At 41.4% G+C, this 17,619-nt stretch carries 10 protein-coding genes; 4 read left to right on the forward strand and 6 right to left on the reverse strand.

The window, feature by feature from the left end; genetic code table 11:
• Positions 1-12: 12 nt before the first annotated feature.
• The 6 genes from B9A18_RS16770 to B9A18_RS16795 all read right to left on the reverse strand — a co-directional run bounded on the left by B9A18_RS16770 (position 13) and on the right by B9A18_RS16795 (position 10,795).
• Positions 13-774, reverse strand: a complete 762-nt coding sequence (locus B9A18_RS16770) for a methyltransferase domain-containing protein (RefSeq protein WP_084290646.1) — start codon at positions 772-774, stop codon at positions 13-15.
• Positions 775-1,019: 245 nt separating this feature from the next.
• Entirely contained in the window at positions 1,020-2,570 is a 1,551-nt protein-coding gene (locus B9A18_RS16775) for a hypothetical protein (RefSeq protein ID WP_084290648.1), read from the reverse strand.
• A 111-nt stretch (positions 2,571-2,681) separates the two neighbouring features.
• Positions 2,682-4,661 (reverse strand): heavy metal translocating P-type ATPase, encoded by a 1,980-nt coding sequence (locus B9A18_RS16780; RefSeq protein WP_084290650.1) that lies wholly within the window; start codon positions 4,659-4,661, stop codon positions 2,682-2,684.
• A 59-nt stretch (positions 4,662-4,720) separates the two neighbouring features.
• Complete coding sequence (locus B9A18_RS16785; protein ID WP_084290652.1) at positions 4,721-6,013, reverse strand: efflux RND transporter periplasmic adaptor subunit; 1,293 nt, start codon at positions 6,011-6,013, stop codon at positions 4,721-4,723.
• Positions 6,014-6,017: 4 nt separating this feature from the next.
• Positions 6,018-10,382 (reverse strand): CusA/CzcA family heavy metal efflux RND transporter, encoded by a 4,365-nt coding sequence (locus tag B9A18_RS16790; protein WP_084290654.1) that lies wholly within the window; start codon positions 10,380-10,382, stop codon positions 6,018-6,020.
• An 89-nt stretch (positions 10,383-10,471) separates the two neighbouring features.
• The gene (locus B9A18_RS16795) at positions 10,472-10,795 is read right to left on the reverse strand and encodes a hypothetical protein (protein WP_084290655.1); all 324 of its coding nucleotides are present in this window, start codon (positions 10,793-10,795) and stop codon (positions 10,472-10,474) included.
• A gap of 208 nt (positions 10,796-11,003) precedes the next feature.
• Here B9A18_RS16795 and B9A18_RS16800 point away from each other — a divergent pair, with 208 nt between their 5' ends.
• The 4 genes from B9A18_RS16800 to B9A18_RS16815 all read left to right on the forward strand — a co-directional run bounded on the left by B9A18_RS16800 (position 11,004) and on the right by B9A18_RS16815 (position 17,592).
• Complete coding sequence (locus B9A18_RS16800; RefSeq protein ID WP_144009527.1) at positions 11,004-11,543, forward strand: RNA polymerase sigma-70 factor; 540 nt, start codon at positions 11,004-11,006, stop codon at positions 11,541-11,543.
• Positions 11,544-11,606: 63 nt separating this feature from the next.
• Entirely contained in the window at positions 11,607-12,560 is a 954-nt protein-coding gene (locus B9A18_RS16805) for a FecR family protein (protein ID WP_084290659.1), read from the forward strand.
• Between the two features lie 129 nt (positions 12,561-12,689).
• A complete protein-coding gene (locus B9A18_RS16810) occupies positions 12,690-16,049 on the forward strand; it encodes a SusC/RagA family TonB-linked outer membrane protein (protein WP_235005353.1) in 3,360 nt (1,119 codons plus the stop codon).
• 19 nt (positions 16,050-16,068) lie between these two features.
• A complete protein-coding gene (locus B9A18_RS16815; protein WP_084290661.1) occupies positions 16,069-17,592 on the forward strand; it encodes a RagB/SusD family nutrient uptake outer membrane protein in 1,524 nt (507 codons plus the stop codon).
• Positions 17,593-17,619 lie beyond the last annotated feature (27 nt).

Below are 17,619 nucleotides of genomic sequence, written 5' to 3' on the forward strand. Positions count from 1 at the left end.
AAAAATGTAGCATCAATGAAATTGAGCGTAAATGATTAGCCTTTTAAAGGCATAGAGCGCCGGTAGTTTCTTGAATTTTAAACTTATTCTTTTCTTGAATTCGCTTATGAACCGTTTTTTTGTTGCAGCATCAAATCTTTCAAAATAGGGAACAAGTGCAGATCCGGAAATGAATTCATAGAGCTCGTTGTGGGTAGCTGCAATAATAGGGTAGACCTTTTGATAAATGGTAAGCTTACTGCCGCCATTTTCAAACAAAATCTGTGCATAATCATCCATAGAAAGCACCGGAGATATCCTTTTCCAGTGATTTAAAGCAGTGCTAAAGGGTTCTTCTTCTACCAACTCTAATAGGATCTTGTTGAGTAAGTTCTCATCCTGAACTGGCATCTGAATAATTAACTGTCCATCCTTATTTAAGGTCGATATGATTTTTGGCAGTAAAGTGTGATGGTCATCCACCCATTGAAGTGCTGCATTTGAAAAAACTAAATCCCATTTTTCGCCTGTTTTGATCTGTTCTTCAATCGTTTTTTGCTCAAAGGTAATGTTGCCGTACTGCTTAGCCTTTTCCAGCATTTCTTTCGAAGAATCGATCCCTTTTACATTTGGATTGATCAGCCTTTCGGCCAGCATATAGGTAAGCTCCCCGGTGCCACAACCTAAGTCTAACACCTTCATATCTGGTTTATCCCCAATAAGATCGATTAAATCAAAAAACGGTTTAAATCTCTCAGACTTAAATTCGTCATATTTTTCAGGATCCCATGCCATATTGATTGGTGTTAATGACCTGAATTTCGGAAATAAAGTCAACAATAAGAAAGGTCAATCTGTGTATCTATCAGCAACTCTGTGAGTTTACCATCAATTCCGTGAGTTTATACGTGTAACTCCCGTTAGTTGACGAGCAAAATTGGGTTTTCCGATGAGACCTAGCGTTCTTTATCGCTTCTTCAGCGATAATTAACCGACTGAAAGGAGCTCAATGAGGCCATAAAAGCCATAAACACTTCGAATTAATGCAGTCTCAGAGGAGAATCCCTGTTTTGCCCAGCCAATCTCGCTGCCTTCACTTGCGCCTGATACAAAGAAGCCGGCTGTAGATCCGTTTTATTCATTCCTTCCCATTCACCATCTGGTTTCCCCTCTAAACGACCTTTTAGCTTCTGTCCCTGCACACCAACCGCATAATTTTTTCCTGATACCCATGGGTTTTGTATTGCAGCACCCTTAACCTTACAGTTCCACACTACCTGAGTAACACCTGCCCAGCCATGTCCGCTGCCCCAGTTACCACGATCCTGAATGTTGATCTCACCATCGGTATCAATATTATCATACAAAGTACCACTTGCCCAGCGGTGGTGTGGACCGATATCCGCATGTGTTTTCCTTGCTTTGCAATTGTAAAAAACATTCGGGCCACAGGTTTTTGCACCGGTAACATAATCATGTCGGCCTTCAGTAGTTTCCAGATTCATAAACAGGTTTTGCTGCCCGTCGTTATTGAATGAGTATCTTTTTCCTCCTGTAATCACTGATTTTGCATCGAAGCATTTGGAGTTTTTTACAGTAATATTCTTTGCACCATTACCCAGACTTACGCATGAATAACCAAAAAAGCGAGATGTTACCTGATCTACCCAGCCGTTTTCAATATGATTGAAGGCTACTGCAACCCAGCCATGATCTTCATCCGTATCATGCGCATATTCGGATTCGAACAGGATGTTTTCAATACCTACCTCTTTTAAGCGGCCCTTGTATTCATATTTGAAAATTTCTCCGCCGCCATATTGTTCTTCCATCGCCATAACTACCGGATTGTCAATTGTAATTTTGTTCCCATTTATAGCTGTGATTGCTCTCTCAAAGCTTAGGTTGTAATCTTCGCCCTTCCATTGTTTGGTGCCGTCTCTGGCTACAATTCGGTCCATTTGAAGATCATGAATCCAATTCTCTGTTCCTGGTCTGTATACGATGATCTTATCACCTACCTTAAAATCTTTCGATGAACTTACCTGGAATGATTTTGCACCTGCAGGCACGTTCTTATCTGTAATTTTAACACGATTGCCAGCTTCAGTTATCCTGCCTTTTCCACCGATGGTGATTAAAGAACGTAAGCCTTTGCCTGCAGCGATGAGTTTGGTGCCGTCAGCAGTATTGCCTTCACCTTTTAATACAATGCCATCGGTTTTAATGCTAAGCGTACCAGCGATGGAGTAGGCCCCTTTCTTTAACAGGATTGCACCCCTTAAACCATTTGCACCGAGCGGCATATTTGATACCTCATCGATTGCAGTTTGAATTAGCTTTCCGGCATCGCCTGAAATAGGTTGTATGGTTTTTACAATGTTGACTTTCGGAATTTCTTTTAAACCATGGTGATAGCCTACTAGACTGAAATCCGGTATGATGTTACCTTTTTCATCTGGGAAGTAAGTAATGCTGCCGTCTTTGTTTACGGTTAAGAATTTAGATCCCCAGATATTGTCTTTTACAAAGGAAAGTGTTAATCCCGCGATAAACAGGATACAGATAGCTAAGATAGATTTGGTTCTCATGTGCGGTTTAAATTGCTAATGCAATTGCGCAATAAAAACCGATTTTTTTGTACGTATTATTAGCAGACTTATCAATTGAATTGGCTTTCAATAGGTAAGCCTGCCGATAATTTATAGCTTCATTTGCTGAATGCGAACTGCGTTTAATATGGCCAGAAGCGCTACACCCACATCGGCAATTACGGCCTCCCATAAAGTAGCCACGCCACCTGCACCTAGGATTAAAACAATAATTTTTACCCCCATGGCTAATGCTATGTTTTGCCAAACGATGTTGCGGGTCAGTTTCCCGATCTTTATCGCTGTTACTATTTTTGAAGGCTGATCATTTTGGATCACGATATCGGCCGTTTCTATGGTGGCGTCACTTCCCAGACCACCCATTGCAATTCCTGCATCGGCAAGCGCAATAACAGGAGCGTCATTTACACCATCACCTACAAAGGCCAGGTGTCGGCCTTCCTTCTTGAGGGCTTCTACCTTTTCAACTTTGTGCTCCGGTAGAAGGTCGCCAAAAGCTTTATCGATTCCCAATAGTTTAGCTACCTTATTAACCACGCTTTGCTTATCGCCGCTAAGCATTACCGTTTGGATGTTTAAACGGTGTAAATCGGTAATAGTCTGTTTGGCATCTTCTTTAATCTCGTCGGCAATAGTGATATAGCCTGCATATTTACCATCTACGGCCACGACCACAATGGTATCTGCTTCATTGTCGATGCTATGGTCGTAATCAATATCAAATTTCCTTAGTAACTTGGTGTTTCCAGCCAGTATGGCCTTCCCATTTATGGTTCCTTTAAGTCCATGTCCTGATACTTCTTTTACCTCAGTAATTTGTGCATCATGGAAAATCTCACCTGCATATTTAACTATAGCAAGGGCAATAGGGTGGGTAGATTTACTTTCGATGGCTGCTGCCAGTAAGACTAACTCCCGCTCATCAAAAACATTGGTCACTACTTTTTGGACCTCAAACACACCTTTTGTCAGCGTGCCGGTTTTATCCATCACCACAGTATTTACCTTGGTCATTACATCCAAAAAGTTGGAGCCCTTAAACAAAATTCCATTTTTAGAGGCTAATCCAATTCCACCGAAATAACCGAGAGGAATGGAGACCACAAGCGCACAAGGACAGCTGATAACCAAAAATACCAACCCTCTGTATAGCCAATCCTTAAAAACATAGTCGGAAACAAAGAGCAAGGGGAGGACTACCACTAAAACGGCCAGTGCAAATACAATTGGTGTATATATTTTTGCAAAACGGGAGATGAACAGTTGCGTTTGCGATTTCCTTGCAGTCGCATCCTGTACCATTTCGAGTATTTTACTCAGTTTGCTGTCTTTAAAAGCAGCTTTAACCGCTACCTCTGTAACCTGGTTCAGGTTAATCATTCCGGCCAATACGGTATCGCCTTTGGCTTTGTTATCAGGTTTGCTTTCTCCGGTTAATGCAGCAGTATTGAAGGTAGCTTTGTCCGACAACAATACGCCATCCAATGCTATTTTTTCGCCTGGTTTGATCTGTATCGTCTCACCAATAGCTACATCAACAGGAGCTACAGTAAGCACTTTTCCATTTCTGATCACATTAACGGTATTCGGTCTGATGTCGAGCAAGGCTTTAATGCTTCGTTTGGCATTGCTTACTGCCGAATCCTGGAACCATTCACCGATGGAGTAGAACACCATTACAGCAACACCTTCACTAAACGAACCAATGGCAAATGCACCAATCGTGGCTACACTCATCAAAACGAATTCGTTGAAAAAGTCGAGCCGTAATGCTTTTCTATAGGCCAATCCCAAAACATTATACCCCGCCAATAAATAGGCGGGGATAAAAATGATCAGTTGTGTAGGGGTACTAAAAGTAAGCTGAAAACCGTAAGCCAAAACCATCATGATCACCACGATGGTCAGCGCCGTTAATAAAGGCCAATGATCTAACCATCCTGAAGGTTCTTCTGCACCATGGTTATGCCCATCATCATCAGAATGATCCGTTTCGCTATGTTTATATTCGTTAGGATTGCTGTTCTCTTTAACCGAACAGCAATCATCATGTACTTCCGCAGACTTCATACCCTTAAATTACATATAATTCAATGTTTTGTCTCATATCCTTGATAGGAAATGTTTAATTAATGACTGTGTGCCGCTGGTCCTGATGCTTTTGATTCCAGGTAAAAGGCTCCTTTAGTGACTACCTTAACGTGCTCAGGTAATTTTTCAAGGGGATTGATCTGTACATAGCCCATTTCCGAAACGCCTGTAGTTACTTCTATCTTTTTGAAATGCACTGATTTTCCATGCTTTGCATCTTCCTCCTTATGTTTTTCTTCTGGCTCTCCTTTATGATCGTGCTCATGCTCCTGCTCATGAGCAACTTCGGCTTTATTGTCTACGATAAAGATAAACTCTTTACCATCAGATCTGACTACAGCGTCAATTGGAACGGCACTTGTAGTTGCTGTACCTACGCCAATAAGGCCAGTTACATACATTCCCGGGATGAGGTTAGTCCCCGGTTTTTTAATGATGGCATGAACAACCACGCCTTTACTATCATTTTCGAAAGACTTATTGATACCGTAGATGTGCCCTTCAATCTGTTCGTTCTTTTGATTGGTTAACTGGAAATCAACTTTCTGACCTATTTTAATTTTCGACAAATCCTTTTCAAATACAATCAGATCGGCATGGATCTTTGAATTGTCTACAATATCCATGATCGATACACCAGGTTGTGCATAAGAACCTGTTTCTGCAGTAATCTTTCCGATAGTACCATTGATAGGAGCGGTAACCGGTACCTGGGAAGTGATGTTTCCGGATGCGATGCGGCTAATGGAGATACCGTACTGTTGTAGCTGACGTTCCAATGCCTTTAATCTGGCACGTTCTGTATGGTAATTGGCTTCTGCCAGCTGGTGGGATTTTCCTGTTCCAGCGTTGGCAGCTTTAAGCTGTTGCTGGCGGTTGTATTCGGCCTCAACAAAGCTAAAGCCACTTTTGGCTGTCAAATAATCCTGTTGCAGCTTAATTAGGTCTTGGTTTTCGATTGTAACCAGCACTTGTCCCTTGCTTACACGCTGCCCTTCTATGACATTGATTTTTCTGATGATACCACCGGTAAGCACGTTGATTTGTGCTGCATTTTGTGGTGGAACGGCCAGCTGTCCGCTCGCTTTTACCACAGCGGTGAGGTTTTTCTGTTCTATTTCCCCAATCACGATGCCAACGGCATCCAGTTGCTCCTGACTCAATTCAAGTGCATCGCTATGTTCTTCATGCCCTTCAGCTCCATGGTCATGTGCTGCTTCAACTGTCGCCCCGGTTTTTGCCGTATCGCCACATGAAGCAATTGCCGTAAGAATAAATGCTGAACAAATCAGTGCAGCTATGTTTTTTTTGATATATGGTGTTGCGTTCATTTGATTAATTCCCTTTTAAAAATTGTAATTGAATAACTGATTGGTTGAGCTGGCTAACGGTTTGCAGATAGCTAAGTTTGCTTTGCACAGCGAGTGCCATGTTTTGAATAAACTCAATGTAGCCAATCTCTCCCAGGTCGTAGGATACTTGTGCAATGCGCAGTTGTTCATCTGCTTGTTTTATGCCTTCAGCAGTAAAATAATCCGCAAGACTTTTGTGCTTCGCATAATTTTGAAGCTCCTGGTTGTATTGCATAGCCAGTTCATTTTGTACCCGTTGATAGTCTGTTTCTGCAATCTGTACAGCAAGCTTTTCATTGTTAACCCTTGCACGACCTGCACCGTTAAATATAGGTACAGCAATACCTAGCTGAATACCGGCAATACGAGTTCCGGGAGTATAATTCCTACCAATGTTTGCCGGATCAAAAGATTTGATTACAAACTGTTGCGCATAGCCTAGCGTAAGGTCGGGCATAGCACGTGAACGTTCTAAATCAATTTTCGATTTGGCTACCGCAATTTGCTGCTGATATACATCAATCAATGGATTACCCGCTGTTCCATTTGTTCCAGTCTCAGCTAAAGTCAATATTGGCAATGATTTTTCAATAGGGGTGATGGCCGTTTTTACGTTTAGCAATTGCTGTAAGTTTAACTGCTGTATGGCCAGTTCTGTTTCGGCTGCCTTTTTTAAGGCCTGCACTTCCTGGTATTTGTTTCTGGCTGTAATTAGTTCCAGGTTCGAGGTTTCACCAACTTTATACCTGATTTCAGATTTCTTAATGAAATTACGGTAAATGCTGTCTTGCATTTCCAAAACCCTTAAAGTATTCATACTGTAAAGCAGGTTGTAGTAGGCCAACCTGGTATCACGGGTAATTTCCGATCGGGTATAATTACCTGTTTTTTCCATTAGACCCGTTTGTCCGACAAGCACCTTTTTCTGGTTTTTATAAAAACCGGGCCAGGCAAAGCTCTGCGAAACGGAGATAGAGTTATCGTTGCTGGCACCACCAGTAGGATCCTGAGAGACACCAAAAGCGGTTTTTTCCGGGTCAAAAGCAGTTTTCTGCATGGCCCTCGACTGGTCGATGGCCAATCCTGAAGATTTTAATTGCAGGTTGTTTTTTAAGGCCAGGGCAACAGCTGTATCTGCCGAGATGGGCAATTGCTGCGCTTTAGCTGAACCTGTAAATCCTAATCCAAAAAGAATCAGTACCATGGCTATTGATTTTGCGGGCATCGATATGCGTTTTTTACGGTCTGTAACCAAAATGTATAAACAAGGCAGTACAAATAAAGTAAGCAGCGTGGCAGAGATTAAGCCGCCGATTACCACCGTTGCCAAAGGTTTTTGCACCTCTGCACCTGCACTGCCTGATAAGGCCATTGGTAAAAAACCAAGCGAAGCAACAGCAGCCGTCATGATTACCGGTCTGAGCCTTACCGCTGTACCTTGCATTACGCGTTTGTATACATCTGTAACCCCCTCCTCTTTCAACTGGTTGAAATAGGAGATGAGGACAATTCCGTTTAATACCGCTACACCAAAGAGGGCAATAAAGCCAACACCGGCCGAGATACTGAAAGGCATACCTCTAAGCAATAATGCAAGTACGCCACCTATAGCTGATAATGGAACCGCTGTAAAAATCAGTACGGTTTGCGTAAATGATTTGAAGGTAAAATAAAGCAGAGCCAGAATTAAAATCATAGCTACAGGGACTGCAAGAGAAAGTCTGTCTTTTGCCTCTTTAAGGTTCTGGAACTGGCCACCATAAGTGATGTAATAGCCCGAAGGAAGTTTTAATTTTGCATCCAGTATTTTCTGGATCTCGGTCACCGTACGCTCTACATCTCTTCCTCTAACATTAAAACCTACATAAATACGTCTTTTTCCATCCTCACGTGAAATCTGTGCCGGAGCTTCCTTAAGTTCTATTTTTGCCACCTGGTTTAAAGGCACTTTATTGCCTGAAGGAAGTGGGACGTATAAATTTTCGATGCTGGAGATGTTCTCGCGGAGATCGCGCTGCAAGCGAACCACCATGTCAAAACGTTTCTCACCTTCAAATACTACGCCCGCTACATTTCCTGCAAAGGCCGTTTTTAAAATGGTGTTGATGTCGCCAATAGTTAAACCATACTGAGCAATTTTATCTCTGTCATAAGTCACAACTACCTGGGGTAGTCCGGTTACCTGTTCAACAAAAGGCTCATTTACGCCGTTTACAGGAGCAATAAGCTTCGCAACCTTATTGGCTTCAGCTGTAAGTCTATCAAGGTCTTCCCCATAAATTTTTATGGCAACATCTTGCCTTACACCAGTCATCAATTCGTTGAAACGCAACTGCATAGGTTGCGTGAGTTCTACGCTTACACCTGGTAAAATAGACAAGGCTTCCTCCATCTTTTCCGACATCTCCTCCTTGGTCTTTGCTGTAGTCCATTCTTCTTTCGGTAACATCGTCACCATCATGTCGCCCCGTTCAACCGGCATCGGGTCGGTAGGGATTTCAGCACTCCCAATCCTCGTTACCACCTGTTTCACTTCAGGGAATTTATCTTTCAATATTTTCTCGGCTTTGCCAAAAGTTTCTACTACCTGTGTAAGGGATGTTCCCTGCGACATGGCGATTTCAACTGCTAAGTCTCCTTCTTCCAATTGCGGAATAAACTCGCCACCCATATTGTTAAACAACCAAAGCGAGATAGAAAAACAAATGATCGCAAAAGCAATAACCAGTTTTTTAAAACGCAGGGCTCGTTCTAACATAGGTTGGTAGATGCGTTTGAAGAAATCCATGATCTTGTCGGATATGTTTCTTTTGTGTTCTGTATTTTTGCTTAAAAACAAGGCGCTCACCATCGGGACATAGGTTAAAGAGAGAATAAATGCACCTATAATGGCAAATACTACCGTTTCTGCCATTGGCTTAAACATCTTTCCTTCAATACCAACCAGCGATAACAGGGGCAGGTATACAATCAGGATAATGATCTCTCCAAATGTTGCACTGGCTCTGATTTTTGAAGAAGCCGTAAAAACTTCTTTGTCCATTTGTTGCTGAGTTAGCCTTGGTGTGCCTTTAAACAGTTTACTTTCTGTGAGTCGGAATATAATCGCTTCTACAATAATTACTGCGCCATCCACAATTAAACCAAAATCTATAGCTCCTAAACTCATCAGGTTGCCCGACACTCCGAAAAGCCGCATCATGGCAAAGGCGAATAACATTGATAAAGGTATCACCGAAGCTACGATTAAACCCGCTCTCCAGTTACCAAGCAATAGCAACAGTACAAAAATCACAATCAGGGCGCCCTCAATCAGATTTTTCTGAACCGTGCTGATGGATCTGCCAACCAATTCGGTGCGGTCCATATAAGGTTCTATAACCACACCTTCAGGTAGTGTTTTTTGAATTTGTGTGATTTTTTCTTTTACATTTTTTATCACCTGATTAAAGTTTTCACCTTTAAGCATCAAAGTGATGCCGGCTACAACTTCGCCGGTTCCGTTTCTGGTTACTGCGCCGTACCTGGTAGCCGTACCAAACTGTACGATTCCAATGTCTCTGATGAGTACGGGAACACCACCAACATTTTTTACGACTATCTTTTCAATATCGTCAAGGGATCTAACCTGACCGATTCCACGAATCACATAGGCATTACTTTGCTGTTCAATATAAGAACCTCCGGTGTTTTCGTTGTTGTTTTTAAGCGCGTCGTAAATCTGTGAAATGGTTACATTATTGGCGTTCAGTTTTTCATTGTCTAATGCAATTTCATACTGTTTTACATAACCACCCCAGCCACTCACTTCGGCTACGCCTTTGGTTCCGGCAAGCTGAGGCCTGACTACCCAATCCTGCAGGGTCCTTAAGTCTGTAGCCGTATATTTACCTTCATAGCCTTTTTTGGTGTGCAATACATATTGGTAAATTTCGCCCAAACCAGTAGTAATAGGGGCAAGCGTAGGTTCAGCTAAACCTTCCGGAATAATGCTTTCAGCTTCTTTTAGCTGGGCAGCAACCTGTTGTCTGGCCCAGTAAATATCCGCATCATCTTCAAAAACGATGGTAATCACCGATATTCCCGAACGGGAAATCGAGCGTTTCTCGATCACTTTTGGGATGTTGGCCATGGCCAGCTCAATAGGTGCGGTGATGAATTGTTCCACTTCCTGCGCACCCAAACTTGGGGCCTGTGAAATGACTTGTACCTGATTGTTTGTGATGTCCGGTACTGCATCAATAGGTAGCCTTGTTAAGGAATAAATCCCCCAGATCATTAAAGCCAGGGTCATTATGCCAATAGCCAGTTTATTCTTTATAGAGAATAAAATAATCTTATTAAACATAAAATGATGTTAATTTACAGCATATCAATAGCAATATTTGCCATGACAATGCAATGGATAATTAATAGTAAAAGATTTTAGAAAATTAATTATACCCACTGAGGAGGCTGCCAGATGTCGCCCGGAAATAAGACAATAGCACCGTCCTGGTAATCAGGAAAGCTACTGTTCCGTTCGGCTACTACCAGCGATGGTGCTTTAGTCACGGTCGACGCAGCTACAAAAGCATGGTAAGTACTGGCATGAAAAAATGGAGAGCAGGCATGTGAGTTTTCATGCTTATCATTATGATTTTCAGAAGATGTGTAACACGAATCCTGATGTCCTGATGGAAGATCTGCTTCATTTCCACAGCATGGCCATGCAGACAGGGCCAGTATGTAGATGGTGAATAGGAATGCGAGATACTTCATATTACAAACTTAACAGTTTTTTTTATAAACCAAATTAATCCTTATCATTCGGCTGTTTTATTTTAATTTAAAGTTAACTAATGGCTTGATTGGGTCTTATTTTCTTAAAGATTTCTTAATGTAATGGGAATGTTGCACATTGTAGCTTTGTAAAAAAACTACTATCGAAACAAAAGCTACTCCGTTAAGCGCTCCGCTGATTGCCTCTTTGAAGAAGGGAGATGCCTTTGCTATGGAGCAAATTTACCGCAATTACTGGGAAGTGGTATTGGATAGTGCCTACAGGCGGGTTAGGGACGAAGAAATCGCCCAGGACATTACTCAGGAGATTTTTATCTCTTTATGGGAAAACAGATCGCGATTGATGATAGAAGGTAGTTTGGGTGCTTATCTGCAGGGCGCGGTGAAGTATAAAGTGATTAACTATTTTAAGTCGGCTGTAATAAAAGATAAACATCGGGAAGATCTGTTGCTGCTGATAGGAGAGAAGATGGAGTTGTCGGCCGAGAATAAATTAATGCTTAAAGACCTGAACAAAGAGATTGATGATGCCATATCGGGTTTACCCGAAAAAATGCGTCAGGTTTTTTGGATGAGTAGAAAGCAGGAAAAAACAATTAGTGAAATTTCTATTGAACTTGGACTGTCTGTCCAAACTGTTAAAAATCAGATTTCATCTGCACTAAAATTGCTGAAGGAAAGGTTGTCTTATTTGCTGTTTTTAGCAGTTCTCATGCAGTTAATATAAAATTAACTCAAACTTAATGGTACTACATAGTACCAATCTTCTTTTGAACTGACATGTATATAGATGACAAAAGAAGAACAGGCAAAAATACTGCTGAAAAGATATGAAGATGGTGAAGCCAGCCCTGCCGAAATCAAACAGGTAGAAAGCTGGTACACATCTTATGAAAATAGCAATCAGCATATAGCCGAAAATAGAAAAGCTGAAATGGGGAATGAAATTTTCCTCGGACTACAAGCTGCAATGGAAAACCATTCGGCACAAAAGGTATTGCATTTATCAGGCTGGTTTGGACTGCTAAAGGTAGCCGCAGTTTTACTCCTTGTATCAGGAGTAGCTGTTGTAGTTTGGCCTGGAGGAAAAACAATCAGTGAAAATCTGGTCAGTATAAGTACTACTGCAACACAGCGGAAAAATATAGTGCTGGCAGATGGTTCTGAAATCAAACTTGGCCCTTCAGCTAAAATAGTATATCCCGCCAGATTCAAGGCCGACAGCCGTTCTGTAGAGCTTGCAGAGGGAGAAGCTTTCTTTAATATTGCCCATGATAAACATCGTCCTTTTACTGTTAAAACAGGTCATGACTTGTATACTAAAGTATTGGGTACCTCCTTTAATATTAAGTCGTACGGTGCAAGCCGAAAGATCTGTATTGCCGTAGTAACTGGAAAAGTCGCTGTAGGAAATGGTAAACAGGTATTTGGAACCTTGATAAAGGGGCAGCGTATTATCTATGATAAGAAGGACCTGCGGGCAGTAATTGATTACACTCCTGAACCGGTATATACCAATATAGCATTTGAAGGGGAGACCTTATTAAAGGTTTGCCAAAGGCTGGAATATGCCTATAGCATACACATCAATTTAGGTAGTACCGACTTAAATAACCTAAAATGTACAGCAACTTTTAATACCAAACAAACTCCTGAAGAGATCATGGACCTGCTATGCAGTTTGCATCGTCTTAAAGTGAGTAAATCAGATCACCATAAAACCTATAACCTGTATAGAAAATGAAAGCGTAATCGAAAACATAACCGGCACTGATCAGATCAGCACCGGTATTTTTAAAGCCGGCTTCTAACGCCAATTATGCAGCCAGGCTAATTTTAAAACACAATTCAATGTTAAAAAACAAATAAATATATGAAACAATCCTCATACGAGAGGTCAGCAGCTCTTTATAAAGCCATGAAATATTCATTCTTAACTTTTTCCATCCTTTGTACGCTGTGCGGGGCACTTGTTGCCTCGCCCGGTATGGCACAAAAACTAGAAAAAAGCTCGGTGAGTTTAAAAGTTACCAAAGGGCGTAGCACCAGCCAGCTTTTGAAAGAAATTGAGGCTGGTACCGGTCTACGTTTTATTTACAATCCGGATGTCCTGTTAGAAAGTAAAAGAGAAGTTAACGAAACTTTTAAAAACGAAAAGGTAGAGTCAGTACTTAGAAAACTGGGTTTCAGCTGCACGGAAAAGGGAGGCTTTATCATTTTAAAAAGCATTCCATTACCTGTTAAAAAGGCTGATAGAGTGATTAGGGGGATGGTAACAGATTCAACAGGACTTGCCATGCCGGGTGTATCTGTTAAGGTATTGGGTACTGCAAAATCTACCACTACAGATGTAAACGGAAAATACAGTATCCCTGTTGGAGATGATGCTGTGCTGTCTTTTTCAATGGTAGGTTATAAAACCAGACAGGTTAGGGTGACTGATGCTGATGTTTATAATGTAACCTTAATGGAAGATAAGTCGTTGTTAAATGAGGTCGTTGTGGTTGGATATGGTACACAGAAAAGAGCTACCCTTACTGGTGCAGTGAGTGTGGTTCCGCTCGATCAAATCTCTTCGCGATCAGTGAATAGCGTTGGTGAAATCCTGGCGGGAAAATCACCGGGTGTAATCGTAACCAATGAAGGTGGAGATCCAACATCAGGACCCAGGGTAAATATTAGAGGTTCAGGCGGTATTAACGGTGAGAGTGTATTGTATGTTGTGGATGGATCTATTGTACCTGGTACACCGGTACTGAACCCGAACGATATTGAATCTATTTCTGTTCTTAAAGATGGCTCTGCTGCTATTTATGGTGCCAGGGCATCCGGTGGTGTCATCCTGATCAGCACTAAAAAAGGAAAGAAAGGCAGAATGGAAATCACTGTAGATGGAAAAATAGGTACACAAAGTGCATGGAAAAAGCTTAAATCGCTGGATGCTGCGCAACGTGCATCATTAGCTGCAACAGCAGCAAAGAATGGTAACTCAACCATATTGCCTGCTTTTGATCCCGTAAAATATCCGGATGGACAGATTACCCGGACCAATTGGATGGACGAAGTATTTAGAACAGGACTTACACAAGACTATAACCTGGGCGTATCCGGGGGATCTGAAAAATCAAATGTATACCTGAGTTTTAACTACCGTAATGCCGAAGGTATTCTATTGAACACAAAAGTACAGCGTTATAATTTTCGTATCAATTCAGATCATCAGTTAACATCCTGGTTGAAAATAGGTAAAAACCTGTCTTTTAGCAGTACAAACGGTCAGGGAGCGAACACCAGCAGCGATTATACCGGTGCGTTGTTATCGGCCATTTATTATCCTGCAAATGCTACTCCTTATAACGCAGATGGTTCCTTTGCTGGTTTACCGGGTGGACAATACGCTGGTGATTATGGAGACATTATTAACCCTGTTGCCGATCTGATGCGTATGGATGTCAACAGGCCTGAAAATATACTGCTTATCAATCCTTATGCAGTTTTTAATTTAGCAAAAGGATTAACATTCAGATCCAACCTAAGTGTTACTAAAGGATTTTATCATGCAAAAATTTTTACACCTAAACGTCCTGAAGTCGGCAAGCCGTTATTAACCAACTCATTGGAAGAGAGTGACAGGAGGCTAACCGATATTCTTGCAGAGCAGGTGCTTACTTACAAAAAAGATCTGGGGCTTCACCATTTGGACTTTACCGGTGGATTTTCATTCCAGAAAACTAAATACAATGGTTTTTCAGTTATCGGAAGGGGTTTTGACGATGAAGCTCCTGCTAAAAGATACCTGGTGAATGCCAGTGTTTTCGAACCTGCAGTAAGTGATCTGGTATCAACGGCATTGTCTTCTTTATTTATCAGAGCCAATTACAACTATGCAGATAAATATCTGCTATCGATCATAGGTCGTCGTGATGGGTCTTCACTCGTTCCAAAACCAGAAAATAAGTTTCAACCTTATTATTCAATATCAGGGGGATGGGTATTAAGTAAAGAGAACTTTTTAAAGGAAAGTACCTGGTTAAGTGAATTGAAAATCCGGGGTAGTTACGGTCTTTTAGGCAATCTTGGTAGTCTGCAGCCACTAGATGTGAGCCCGCTATTGGTTAAAACAATAGCTTATTTCGGGCAGACGCCAACTTTACAAAACGGATATGTATCAAATGTATTGGAGAACCCGGAGCTAACCTGGGCAGAATCCAAACAAACTAATATTGGTCTGGACCTTGGAATGCTGAAGAACAGCCTTACACTTACAGCAGATTATTTTATTAAAAATACAGATAAAATGATCCTGAAGAAACCCTTACCAGGAACAGCAGGCTTAAGCACACAAACCATTAATGCAGGTTTGGTGAGAGACAATGGTATTGAGCTGGGCTTAACCTATACCAGTGATAAAGGAAAGGCGTTTAATTACTCGGTAAATGCCAGCTTAACTAAAGTAAACAATAAAGTGATCAAACTGGCTCCTGGTTTGGAAAGTATTGCTGTAACGAATAACTTCAGAAATGAGCTTGCCCCTTTATATATTAAAGAAGGACAGCCACTTTACAGTTACTTTGTAAGAAAAACACAAGGTATATTTCAAACACAGGCGGAGGTTGATAATTATAAGAACTCAAAAGGTGTAAAGATACAGCCCAAGGCACGTCCGGGTGATTTTAAATTTGCAGACCTGGATGATAGTGGATCTATTGATGGTGGTGACCGTTACTTTGCAGGAGGTGCCTATCCCGATTTTTCTTATGGTTTAAGTTTTAATGCGAGTTACAAAAATTTTGATCTGAATATTTTTGCACAAGGGGTTCAAAACAACAAATTATTCAATGCAGTAAAGCGTACTACTTTTAGCGCCAGCGGACCATCTTACAACAAGTTGGAAGGTATATTGGATGCATGGTCCCCTGAACATCCTAACGGTAAAGTTCCGATCATTTCGACATCTGACGAAAATGGAAACTTTAACGCTTCAGATTTTTATATAGAGGATGGTTCTTACCTGCGTTTACGCAACATCACCCTGGGTTATTCACTTCCAAAATCTATTACCAGTAAGTTGAAAGCCGGGGCGATACGTGTGTATGTTACCTCAAACAATTTATTTACCATCACTAAATATTCTGGTTTCGATCCGGAAATAGGAATGGATAATTACGGACTTGATGTGGGCCGTTACCCCCAGTCAAGAAGCTTCCTGTTTGGTCTTAGTGTGAATTTATAATCCCGTAGAAAAGAAAGAAATGAAAAAGAGTATAAAATATATAGCCATAGCTGCCTTTGCTGTCCTGAGTTCATGCAAAAATCAGCTGAATATCACTCCTGAGGGTGCACCATCTGCACAAAACTTCTGGAAAACAAAAGAAGATGCCTTGAAAGCCGAAGGCGGCATGTATGAGAAATACAATGAAGAGGATTATTATGGTAGGGGGATGTTCTGGTTTATCAATGCCAGTGATGATATGGTTACAGGAAGAAATAAGCCTGAGGCCGATAACATTAAGAACTTTAATAAGAATTACATTGGTGGAGGTTATACAGAATCGCAGTGGGCCATGCGATATGCGATTATCAAACGTGCCAACGACATCATTAAAAATGTTCCTGCTATTCCCATGGATGAGCAGCTGAAAAAACTGATTATTGGCGACGCCTATTTTAATGCAGGATTGGTTTATTTTCAGCTGGCAGCTAATTACGGTAATGATAAAGCCGGCGTTCCAATTGTTGGATTGGATACCGATCCTACTAAAGCCATTCCAAGAGCGAAGCATGTAAATGAAAATTATGATTATATCATTCAGTTATTTTTAAAGGCGGCAGACAATCTTCCTTTCTTTACAGAAATGGTTGCAGCTGACTATGGCAAGGCACATAAAACTGCTGCCTGGGCTTATTTATCAAAGGTTTATCTTTACAAAAAGGATTATGTTAACGCAAAGAAGTATGCCGATATGGTCATTACTTCTGGAAAGCATGAACTGATTTTAACTGGTTTTGCGGATGTATTTAAATCAGCTAATAACTGGTCAAAGGAATATATCTGGTCGGTAGTATGTTCGCCAAGTGCAGGTGGTACAGGTTGGGGTAGTAAATTACCGGGTGTAATGCTAACCAATAAAGGCTGGAATATTTATAATGGTTGGGGCTATTACCTGCCTACCAAAGAATTATATGATTCTTATGAAGCTGGTGACCAGCGTCGTGAAGCTACCATCTTAAAGACCGGTGATAAATTTATGTATTTCGGTCAGGAACGTAGCTTTACCAAAGATGGGGGGGCGACTTCTGACTATCAGTTTAAAAAGTATATGGAGCCTTTCTCTTATCCAAACCCGATTCCTTTGCATGTTAACCCAAGTGGTGATAATGGAACTACCGATCTTAACGTCCCTTTAATGCGTTTTGCTGAGGTGCTGTTGATTAAAGCTGAAGCGGCAATTATGCAGGACGGAGTAGGTGCAGGTGATACAGAATTAAATAGAATCAGGGTAAGGGCTGGTTTATTAGCCAAAACAGGAATGACGATTGTTGATTTGAAACGCGAGCGTCGGAATGAGTTGGCTGGTGAATGGGCAGATCGTCACCGCGACCTCGTAAGATGGGGAGATGCACAAGCTACTTATGCCAGGCCACTTCACGATTCTCAGGGAAAAGAAATCTGGGCGGCCAGAAATTTTGACCCTAATGTTCATGATGTATGGGCAGTTCCTCAAAGGGAAATCGACAATAGTGGCGGCGTAATTAAACAGAGTATTGGTTGGTAGTTCCCTATTTTGCAACGCTTAATTTAA

This window comes from Pedobacter nyackensis (genome assembly GCF_900176505.1).
In the GTDB taxonomy this organism is placed as follows: Bacteria; Bacteroidota; Bacteroidia; order Sphingobacteriales; family Sphingobacteriaceae; genus Pedobacter; species Pedobacter nyackensis.